Below are 9,409 nucleotides of genomic sequence, written 5' to 3'. Positions count from 1 at the left end.
GTTTAGGACGATGGGTCACTCTCTGCTGAAGGGGCATCTGGCTCTCCTTTACGCCAATGCCGAGGGGCAACCTCGGGACCAATATCGTTGATGGTCATATGATCTTGGTCGCCTGTTGATGTTTTTGTCAATCGGCAACAATGCCTATTATTTCATCGATCGCACCGCCCCCTTTCATGTTCGGCGTGGCCCGTGCGGTGTTCAATTTGCTTGGGCATTGATCTGCAAGAAGATCGGCAAACCAATTGTCGGATGCTGGCTGCTCCCGGTGACGGACAAGCCCCAATCTTCGCAATCTACTTCACGCCGATGCCGGCGGTCAGGCCGCCATCGATCTTGTAGTCCGCGCCAGTGCAGAAGCCGGCCTTCGACGAACACAGGAAAGCGATGAGTTCGGCCACTTCCTCCGGCTCGCCGATGCGTCCGATGGGGTGCGCTTCGCCGAAGCGCTTGTAGGCGGCCTCGACATCGGCATCCGTGCCGTTCTGCCCGCGGGCGGCCTTCTCCAGGATTGGGGTGCGGATCGAGCCCGGGCTGACGGAATTGACGCGGATGCCGGAGCGCGCATGGTCGAGGGCCAGGGCACGCGTCAGCGTGTGGATGGCGCCCTTGGTGGTGGCATAGGCGGCGACGTTTTGCTGGCAGGCAAAGCCCTGCACCGAAGCGACGTTGACGATGGCGCCGCCGCCCATGCGGACCATTTCCGGGATGCCGAAATGTGCGGTCAGATAGATGGACCCGACATTGACCGACATCGCCCTGTTCCAGGTCTCGAAATCGGTGCTGGTCGCGGTTCCGTACGGATGCACCGCCGCCGAATTGACGATGATATCGAGGCCGCCGAACCGCTCCACGCCGGCCGCGACCGCGTCGCGAACCTGATCGGGCACGGAGACGTCGGCGTCTATGACCAGCGCCCCGGCTGCGGAGCTTTCCAGTTCCGCTTTCAGCGCAGTATTGGCCGCGCGGTCGATGCCGCAGGCGACGATCGCAGCACCCCCTGCAGCGAGGCGTCTGGCGGTTGCGAGGCCAATCCCGGTCGTGCCCGTCACCAAAGCCACCTTGCCGTCGAAATCCTTCATTGGGAAAACTCCTTCATTCGCTGTCCGAAACCGTTCCTAGTTTGACACCCATTGTGGTCCAACAATAGGTTGCCATCCTCTCGCAGAAGGAAGCGGCTATGGAACAGTGCTGGCGCTGGTATGGACCGAACGACCCGGTAACGCTCGATCATGTCAGGCAGGCCGGTGCGACCGGCGTGGTGAGCGCCTTGCACGATATCTATGACGGGCGCGCCTGGCCGCTCGAGAGCATTCTGGAGCGCAAGCGTGTCATCGAGGCCGCCGGCCTGACATGGTCGGTGGTCGAGAGCATTCCGGTCCACAATTCATTCAAGATCGGCGCGCCGGAACGCGAGCGCTATGCCGGCTACTATCGTGACTCAATTCGCGCGCTCGCCAAGGCCGGCATTGCGACGGTCTGCTACAATTTCATGCCGGTGGTCGACTGGACGCGCACGGATCTCGCCTATCGGCTGCCAACGACAGGTTATGCGTTGCGTTTCGACGCCATCGATTTCGCGGCCTACGATTTGTTTGTGCTGAAGCGCGTCAATGCCGAGGCCGGCTATACCCCCGCCCGCATTGCCGAGGCGGAAGCGCGGCTGAAGGAATTGAGCAGCGAAGCGATCGACAGGATCGAGCGCAACCTGATCACCGGCCTGCCTGCGACCGAGCGCAGCTATGACAGGGACAGTTTTCGCGAGGCCCTGGCGGACTATGATGCGATCGGACCGAAGGAGCTGCGCGACAACCTTGCCTGGTTCCTGCGCGAGATCATTCCGGTGGCCGAAGAGGAGGGGGTGCGCATGTGCATCCATCCCGACGACCCGCCCTTCTCGCTCTATGGCCTGCCGCGCATCGTTTCGACCGCCGAGGATGCGCGTTTCATCCTCAACGCCGTCGACAGCCCCGCCAACGGCCTGACGTTCTGCACCGGCTCCTATGGCACGCGCGCCGACAACGACATCGTCGCCATGGTCAAGGAGTTCGCCGACCGCATCCATTTCGCCCATCTGCGCAACATCACCATCGAGGATGACGGCTCGTTCCACGAGGCCGAGCATCTCGAGGGCGGCACCGACATGGCGCATGTTATCCTGGCTCTGATGCAGGAAGAGGCGCGCCGCCGTCGGGAAGGCCGCGCCGACTGGCGCATTCCTATGCGGCCCGACCATGGCCATCTGCTCGCCGACGATATCGGCAAGACCAGGCTCAATCCTGGCTATTCGCTGATCGGCCGGCTGAAAGGCCTCGCCGAGCTGCGTGGCATCATGCGCGCCATCGAGCGGTTCGAGCTGGCTTGAATGCGCTCCGGCCGGTCGGCTGGCGGATTTACAGGCGATCACGCGCGGTTGCGCTTCCGCTGTGACTTATACGATGTCGCACTGGAAAGTGCGGCCTACGAGAGGCATGGCGGGTAAAGCACGTGTCGGGAAATTATTTGCCGGCAGTTCACAATATGCAGCGCTGACGTTCTTCCATTCGGGCCAGATTGGACTTCCTGTTGCTTTGATCGGCACGCCTTGCGTGTCACTTTGAGATGCATTCATTCTCGAAGCTCTTGCCGGTGGTCGCTTCTATTTCTCCTAAGCCAAGGCAGAGAAAAGAAGGAACCTGAGCATGCCCAGAATTGTGCCGGTGCTCGATCTGAGCCGTCTCGAACAAGGTGCTTCCGAGTATCGTACCTTTCTCCTGGACCTGCGCACGGCGGCTCGGGACGTCGGCTTCTTTTACCTCAGCGGCCACGGAATTTCGGCCTCGGAGATCGACGACGTGATCGACGCCTCGCGCCGGTTCTTCGCGCTGCCGGAGGCCGACAAGCTGGCGATCGAAATGGTCAAATCCCAGCAGTTCCGCGGCTATACCCGCGCCGGTGGCGAACTGACCAAGGGCGCGGCCGACTGGCGTGAGCAACTCGACATCGGCGTCGAGCGCCAGCCCATAGCGCAGGGACCTGGAATTGCACCGTGGACACGGCTGCAGGGGCCGAACCAGTGGCCGCCTGCACTGCCGGAGCTCAAGCCGGCACTGCTTGCATGGCAGGCCAAGGCGACCGCGGTGGCGATTCGGCTGTTGAAAGCCTTCGCGCTATCGCTCGATCAGCCCGAGGACGCCTTCGACGCGATCTACCGGGACTCGCCCAACCATCGTATGAAGATCGTTCGTTATCCCGGCCGTGACGCGACCGAAGGCGACCAGGGCGTCGGCGCGCACAAGGATGGCGGCTTCCTGACCCTGCTGCTGCAGGACGACAACAAGGGGCTGCAGGTCGAATATGACGGAAGCTGGGTGAATGTGGATCCGCTGCCCGGAACGCTGGTCGTCAACATCGGCGAACTGCTCGAACTCGCATCGAATGGATATCTGCGGGCCACCGTGCACCGCGTCGTGACGCCGCCTGCCGGCGTCGAGCGGATTTCCGTTCCCTTCTTCTTCAGCGCGCGGCTCGATGCGACCATCCCGCTTCTCGGCCTTTCCGAGGAACTGGCGGCGCAGGCGCGCGGACCGGCAAGCGATCCCGACAACCCCTTGTTCCGCGATGTCGGCACCAATGTGCTCAAAAGCCGGCTGCGTTCCCATCCCGACGTGGCACGCCGCCACTATGCCGATCTTCTGGAGACTGGAACGGTGGGTTCGTGACGGTCGCCTGGCACGAATTTTTGCCGTTTGGCATGTTTTTTGGAATGCCATTCGTCGCCAAGGCTTGGAAATAAGCTCAAAAAGGTAAAATCGTTCGGCGGTTTCCTCCCATTTCGCCGAACGGTGTTCCCCTCTGAAGGTTTTGACCTTCTTTTTGGCCGGGCCGTATTCGAGCCCGGCCTTTTTTGTCCTGGGGTATCAGGCGCAAAACTGAAATGCTGCAAAAGCCCGGCGCAGCGGAACAGAATACCTTCCCGAGTTGGGCTGACCGTCCGATCCTGAGAAGGATTCGAGCACTGTGCTCGACTGTATCGATCGGCGGAACATCTTTCATGACACGAAAACAACTGCGCCTCGGCGCCTTCATGCGCCCCGTCAGCCTGCACACCGGCGCCTGGCGCTATCCGGGCGCCTATCCCGACGCCAATTTCAATTTCGCGCATCTGAAGCGCTTCGCCCAGACCCTGGAAGCGGCGAAGTTCGACGCCTTCTTCATGGCCGACCATCTGGCCGTTCTGAACATGCCGATCGAGGCTTTGCGGCGCAGCCACACGGTCACCTCGTTCGAGCCGTTCACGCTACTGTCGGCGCTCGCCGCCGTCACTGACCATATCGGGCTGGTCGCCACCGCATCGACGACGTTCGACGCGCCCTATCATGTTGCTCGCCGCTTCGCCTCGCTGGACCATATCAGCGGTGGACGCGCCGGCTGGAACATCGTCACCACGTCCAACCCTGACGCGGCGCTGAACTTCGGCCTCGACGAGCATGTCGAGCATGATGAGCGCTACCGGCGGGCGCGGGAATTCTACGATGTCGTCACCGGCCTGTGGGACAGCTTTGCCGACGATGCCTTCATCCGCGACGCCGAAAGCGGGTTCTATTTCGATCCGGCCAGGCTGCATGTGCTCGACCACAAGGGCGAACATCTCTCGGTGCGTGGGCCGCTCAACATCGCCCGGCCAATCCAGGGTTGGCCGGTCGTCGTCCAGGCCGGCGCGTCGGAGGCTGGACGCCAACTGGCGGCGGAGACAGCGGAGGTCATTTTCGCCGCCCATGCGGATATCGCGGCGGGACAGCGTTTCTTTGCCGACGTCAAAGGCCGTGCGGAGAAACTCGGCCGCTCGCGTGACGACATCAAGATCCTGCCTGGCGCCTTTGTCGTTGTCGGCGACAGCGTCGAGGACGCGCAGGCCAGGCGGGCGAAGCTCGACAGCCTCGTCTACTACGAGAGCGGCATCGCCTCGCTGTCGATCGCGATCGGACACGATGCGTCCGGATTTGACCCGGACGCGCCCTTGCCCGAAATCCCCGAGACCAATGCGAGCAGGAGTGGCCGCGAGCGCGTCATCGAACTGGCACGCGAGGAGAACCTGACCGTCAGGCAGCTTGCGCAAAGGCTGGGCGGCTATTCCGGCCTTGCTTTTGTCGGCACGCCTGAAACAATCGCCGACGAGATGGAGGAATGGCTGGTTGCCGAGGGCTCTGACGGGTTCAACATCATGTTTCCCTACCTGCCGGCAGGGCTGGATGATTTTGCCGAGAAAGTGGTACCGGAATTGCAACGGCGAGGCATCTTCAGGCGGCAATATGAGGGGTCGACACTGCGCGAGAATCTCGGCTTGAAGCGGCCGCCCAACCGGTTTTTCTAGTAGAACATCCTTCGCGGAGAGGTCTCCATGTCAATCCAGTCCAACACCCGCATCGTGCTCGCGGCGCGACCGCAAGGCCGGCCGAAGCCGGATCATTTCCGCATCGAGACGGTTGACCTTGACCAGCCGGGAGAGGGCGAACTGCTGTTGCAGATCCTTTATCTGTCGCTCGATCCCTATATGCGCGGTCGTATGAACGCCACCAAATCCTATGCCAAGCCGGTCGATGTCGACGGTGTGATGGAAGGCGGCACCGTCGCGCGTGTGATGATCTCTCGCCATCCGGAATTTGCTGAAGGCGATATCGTCCTGTCCCACTCCGGATGGCAGAGTTTCGCCCTGTCCGACGGTGTCGGGCTGCGCAAGCTCGATCCCGCGGCTGCACCCATAACAACCGCGCTCGGCGTGCTCGGCATGCCGGGCTTTACGGCCTATGCCGGTCTGCTCACCATCGGGCAGCCGAAGCCTGGCGAGACGGTCGTCGTCGCGGCCGCCAGCGGCGCGGTCGGGTCGGCCGTTGGCCAGATCGCGCGCATCAAGGGTGCGCGTGCCGTCGGCATTGCCGGCGGTGCCGAAAAGTGCGCCTTCGTGCGAGAAGAGCTCGGCTTTGACGCGGTCGTCGATCACCGGGCCGACGATTTTGCAGAGCAGTTGAAGGCAGCTTGCCCCGGCGGCATCGACATCTATTTCGAAAATGTCGGCGGTCCTGTCTGGGACGCGGTGTTTCCGCTGCTGAACGAATTTGCGCGTGTGCCGGTCTGCGGGCTGATCGCGCAGTACAACGTCATCGCGGATGCCGGCACCGACCGGTTGCCGACATTGATGCAGCAAGTGCTGCACCGCAGCCTGACGATAAGGGGTTTTATCCAGCGCGAATTTGTCGACCAGCGCCCGGCCTTCTATCGCGAGATGGCCGAATGGATAGCGTCCGGCCGCGTCCGCTACAGGGAAGATATCGTGGACGGCATCGAAAATGCGCCTCAGGCCTTTCTCGGCCTTCTCGAAGGCAGGAATTTCGGCAAGCTGATCGTGCGTATCGCGGAATAATTGTTGCACAACGATGAGCCGGGGCTGCCGAGACAATCGCTGTCGCAGCCCGGCGCGGCGCCTTTTTTGTTCACCACATCATGAAGGAGGCGACGTCCGCATCCGAGACCTTGCCGGCATTCACGTCAGCGATTGCCTGGTCGACGATCGCGACGCCCTCGGTCATCTCGTCTTCCGTCAGCGTCAGCGGTGGCATGAACTCCAGCACATTGGCCCTCAACCCGACATAGGTGAAGGCTGCACCCAACTCATAGCCGCGATAGATGATCTTGGCCGTGGTCGCCGCCGCAACCGGCTCACGTGTCGTGCGGTCCTTGACCAGGTCGACGCCGATGGCAAGCCCGCGCCCGCGCACGTCGCCGATGATCTCGTGTCTGTCGCCAAGCGCCCGCAATGCGTCGGAAAACAGCATGCCGATCCGCGCCGAGCGCTCGACCAGGCCGTCCGTCTCGATCGTCTTCAGCACCGCGTTGCCGGCCGATGTCGCCACCGGATTGCCTGCGGTTGTCTGCAGCGCGAAGGCCGGCGCATGGTCCATGATCCCCTTAGGGCCGATCACGGCCGACAACGGCAAGCCACCGCCGATGCCTTTGCCGAAGACGACGAGGTCCGGCGTCAGTCCTTCATGCTGGAAGCAGTGCATCATGCCGCTGCGAGCGAGCCCGACCTTGACCTCGTCGACGACAATCTTGATGCCGTGCCTGCGGCAACGCTCCTGCAATGCCTTGAGAAAGCCGGGCGGCGGCACGATCAGCCCGCCATCCGACATCAACGGCTCAATGAACACCGCCGCGACCTGATGCGGCGGGCAGGTGGTCTCGAACTGGTAGTCGAGCAGGGCAAGCACGTCCTCGCTGCTGAAATTCGGGCGGTACGGATCGGGATAGGGCAGCAGAAGCACGCCCGGCCGGGGCAGCGTGTGGGTCATGGCGGTATGGCCGCTGATGCCCATCGAGCCGGAGAGATTGCCGTGATAGGAACCGATGAACGAGATGAAGCGCGAGCGGCCGGTGGCTGCCTGCAGCACGCGCACCGCGCAGTCATTGGCATCCGACCCGGAATGGCCGAACCAGACGCGTCGTTCGCCTTCTCCGGGCGTAATCGCCAGCAGCCGCTCCGCCAGCGATACGGCGGGCTCGTTCGGGTAGAGCAGCAGGCTGGCGCCCGCCATGTCGCGGATCGACGTCTCGACCGCTTCGACTATTGCCGGATGGCCGTAGCCGAGCACCGCCGGACCGGCCGATCCCGACAGGTCGAGCAAGGAGCGGCCGCCTTCCTCGATCAGCCGGTTGCCCCGGCCGCCGATGACGCTGAGCGGGGAGAAACGCAGCTTGCCGATCTGGGCGATGGTCGCGGCATCACGTTCGCGCAGGCTGAGATTGCTCACGACACGGATTCCGTTTCGAGCGCCGGCAGTGCCGCCGCCAGCCGGTCCGCCCATTCCTCGATGCCGGACCGTGTCGACAAAAGGTCCTGCCGGATCTCGACGAGGACGGCGGGGATGCCGCGATCATCGCCATGAATGGGCACGGCGTAATCGGCGTCGCGGCTGATCACATAGGGCACGTTGGCCGCGACATTGAGCCCGGCGTCGGTGCGCAGGCCCGAAAGGATCGTTTCTGCGAGATCTCTTGCTTGGTCGTGCAGCACGCCGGCATGCCAGGGTCTGCTGACACCGAGGAAGACCGGCGTGAAGGAATGGATCGTCACGATCCGGGTCTGCCGGCCTGCTTGCGCCCGGCGGTCAAGATACGCAGTCACCCGGTCATGAAACGGCGAAAAGATGATCTCGGCGCGCCGGATCCGCTCCGCCGAATCGATGCCGACATTGCCGGGAATGTCGGTGTCTTCCGACAGCACCGGAATGCTGCCTGGCGTGCCCAGTGGCCGGTTGAGGTCGATCAGCAGCCGCGAGTAACCGCTGAGGAAGGCCGGTGCATCGAGCTTCGACGACAGCAGGCGGGTCACTTCGGCGGCGCCGATATCCCAGGCGATGTGGCGCTGCAGATGGCTGGCATCGAGGCCGAGCTGCCGATACTCGGCCGGCATGTGGTTGGACGCATGCTCACACAACAGCACGATATCGGAGCGGCCGTGCTCGTTGAGGACCTCGACGGCCTCGGGCCAATCTTTTCTGGCCTGCGCGGTCATCAATAGAGCGTCCGGTAGAGATCGCAGATGGAGGCCGGATCGAGACCGGCAAGACGCTCGGACTCATGTCGCTTGAGGCCGACGAAGGTTTCGATGAAGACAGGCGCGAACCATCCCGTCACGATGCCGTCGGCCAGCAACGCGTCCAGTGCCACGGGCAGGGTTTCGGGCAGGCGCACCAGACCGAGACTCGCCCGCTCAGCCTCGCTCATCAGTGTCGGGTCGCCGGTGACCAAAGGCGGCGACGGCAGGCCCGCCTTCAGCCCTTCCAGCCCGGCGCGGATGATCGCCGCCAGCGACAGATAGGGATTGCCGGTGGCGTCAGCGGCCCGGTATTCGATGTTGTATTGCCGCGCCGGATCGCGTCCGCCGATCGTCACAGTCGGGCAGATGCGCAGCGACGCCTCGCGGTCGCGGTCGGCGAGCCAGGTATAGGACGAACTCCAGCTGTGCGGCTTCAGCCGGTAGAAGGACGACACGCTCGACGCCGTCATCGCGGTCATTCCAGGCAGATGGCGCAGCACGCCGGCACAGAAGGCGCCGGCTTTGGCGGAAAGACCTCCGGGCTGCGTTGGATCGTATGTCACCGGCTTGCCGGCCTCGTCGACAAAGCTGAAATGGATGTGGACGCCGTTGCCGACGGCAGTTGGCGCGGTTTTGGGCGCGAAGCTCGCACGCCAGCCGGCATTGCGCGCCAATTCGCGCGTGATTTCGCGGATGGCGACGGCGCGGTCCGCCGCCGTCAGCGCGTCCGCCGGCTCGTGCGTCACCTCGAACTGCTCGTCGCCGAATTCGGCGATGACCACCTCGGGAGCGACTCCGGCTTCCTCGAGCGCCGCCATCAGGTTGGGCGCGAAG

General features: G+C 63.3%; 8 protein-coding genes. 4 read left to right on the top strand and 4 right to left on the bottom strand.

All coding sequences use genetic code 11. The features are described from left to right. Positions 1 to 296: 296 nt before the first annotated feature. Positions 297 to 1,082, bottom strand: a complete 786-nt coding sequence (locus EN984_RS11885; protein ID WP_127267237.1) for an SDR family oxidoreductase — start codon at positions 1,080 to 1,082, stop codon at positions 297 to 299. Positions 1,083 to 1,180: 98 nt separating this feature from the next. On the opposite strand from EN984_RS11885, the gene uxuA reads away from it, so the two are divergent. The 4 genes from uxuA (at position 1,181) to EN984_RS11865 (ending at position 6,400) form a co-directional block, all read left to right on the top strand. Beyond that, on the top strand, positions 1,181 to 2,365 hold the full coding sequence (gene uxuA, locus EN984_RS11880) for a mannonate dehydratase (RefSeq protein WP_127267236.1): 1,185 nt from the start codon (positions 1,181 to 1,183) through the stop codon (positions 2,363 to 2,365). Between the two features lie 316 nt (positions 2,366 to 2,681). Continuing rightward, on the top strand, positions 2,682 to 3,701 hold the full coding sequence (locus EN984_RS11875; RefSeq protein ID WP_127267235.1) for an isopenicillin N synthase family oxygenase: 1,020 nt from the start codon (positions 2,682 to 2,684) through the stop codon (positions 3,699 to 3,701). 332 nt (positions 3,702 to 4,033) lie between these two features. Next, positions 4,034 to 5,353 (top strand): LLM class flavin-dependent oxidoreductase, encoded by a 1,320-nt coding sequence (locus tag EN984_RS11870; protein WP_127267234.1) that lies wholly within the window; start codon positions 4,034 to 4,036, stop codon positions 5,351 to 5,353. 27 nt (positions 5,354 to 5,380) lie between these two features. Then, positions 5,381 to 6,400, top strand: coding sequence for an NADP-dependent oxidoreductase (locus EN984_RS11865; protein WP_127267233.1), 1,020 nt, complete (start codon positions 5,381 to 5,383; stop codon positions 6,398 to 6,400). A gap of 70 nt (positions 6,401 to 6,470) precedes the next feature. On the opposite strand, the gene EN984_RS11860 is transcribed toward EN984_RS11865, so the two are convergent. The 3 genes from EN984_RS11860 to EN984_RS11850 all read right to left on the bottom strand — a co-directional run. After that, positions 6,471 to 7,787 carry an aspartate aminotransferase family protein gene (locus EN984_RS11860; RefSeq protein WP_127267232.1) on the bottom strand — a complete coding sequence of 439 codons (1,317 nt, stop codon included), beginning with the start codon at positions 7,785 to 7,787 and terminating at the stop codon, positions 6,471 to 6,473. Continuing rightward, positions 7,784 to 8,551: an N-formylglutamate amidohydrolase gene (locus tag EN984_RS11855; RefSeq protein WP_127267231.1), complete on the bottom strand. Its 768-nt coding sequence runs from the start codon at positions 8,549 to 8,551 to the stop codon at positions 7,784 to 7,786. Before EN984_RS11855 ends, EN984_RS11860 begins: the two co-directional genes overlap by 4 nt. Beyond that, on the bottom strand, positions 8,551 to 9,409 hold an 859-nt coding region (locus EN984_RS11850; RefSeq protein ID WP_164765444.1), incomplete at its 5' end, for a glutamine synthetase family protein. The genes EN984_RS11855 and EN984_RS11850, both read right to left, overlap by 1 nt.

This window comes from Mesorhizobium sp. M7A.F.Ca.CA.004.12.1.1 (assembly GCF_003997835.1).
Taxonomy (GTDB): domain Bacteria; phylum Pseudomonadota; class Alphaproteobacteria; order Rhizobiales; family Rhizobiaceae; genus Mesorhizobium.
Note: the sequence above shows the minus strand (reverse complement) of the source record. Positions and strands in the feature narration are given on the sequence as shown.